Source organism: Saccharothrix deserti (assembly GCF_009769385.1).
Lineage (GTDB): Bacteria > Actinomycetota > Actinomycetes > Mycobacteriales > Pseudonocardiaceae > Actinosynnema > Actinosynnema deserti.
The window spans coordinates 1-794 of the sequence record NZ_VKAB01000162.1 but is presented as its reverse complement, the minus strand read 5'-3'; the positions used below and the strand labels follow the sequence as shown (position 1 = coordinate 794).

Genomic DNA, 794 nt, shown 5'->3' with positions numbered 1-794 from the left:
GTAGTGCCCGCCGCCCTGTTGCAGGTGGCGACGGTTGGTCTGCGAGGCGAACCCCCGGTCGGCGACCCAGACGATCCGGGCCAGGCTCCACTCGCGCAGGTCGTCACGGACCTGCCGGATCAGGGCGGTGTCGGCGGTGTTGCCGGGCCAGGACCAACAGCGGACCGGGATCCCCTCGCGGGTGACCGCCATCCCCACGATGACCTGCGGCAGGTCCTCGCGGTGGTCCTTGGACTTGCCGAACACCCGGAACCCACCGGTGTCCGTGGCATCCGGGCCGTCGGCGGCGACGGGCAGGCCGCGGCGGTCGCGGGCGAGGGGTTCGTCGGCCTCGCCGATCTCGAAGTAGGTGGAGGTGGTGTCGAAGAACAACAGGTCGACTTCGAGGTTGAGCAGGTGCGCGGTGGAGAAGTACACCTCTTTCGCCAGATCCGGTTCGATCGTGAGCAGCCAGTCCATCGCCCGGTAACAGGCGTCCTCGCCGACCTCGGGCAGGCCGTCGATGTGCACGTCGTTGCCGATCCAGTCGGCGGCGGCCAGCTTCGAGGACGGCGCCAGTGCCCGGTTCGCGGCCAGCGCGAACAGGACCCGCTCGAATCGGGCATCGAAGCGCCGTTTCGCGCCCAGCCGCCGCATCACCCGATCGATGCCGATCTGCCGCCAGAGCCCGTCCAGCGCGAATGCGCCACCCAGCGGAACCGAGCCTGTGAACGCCAAGTCTGCCGGTGCGGTCGCAGCCAGGGTGTCCCCGGCCGGCAACAGCCGGGCCAGGGAGGAGACCAGGCGGCGGACCG

General features: G+C 70.5%; 1 protein-coding gene. It reads right to left on the bottom strand.

Annotation, left to right across the window (positions count from 1 at the left end; genetic code table 11):
* A partial coding sequence (locus tag FM051_RS50015) for an IS1634 family transposase (RefSeq protein WP_158855013.1) occupies positions 1 to 794 on the bottom strand: 794 nt, incomplete at both ends.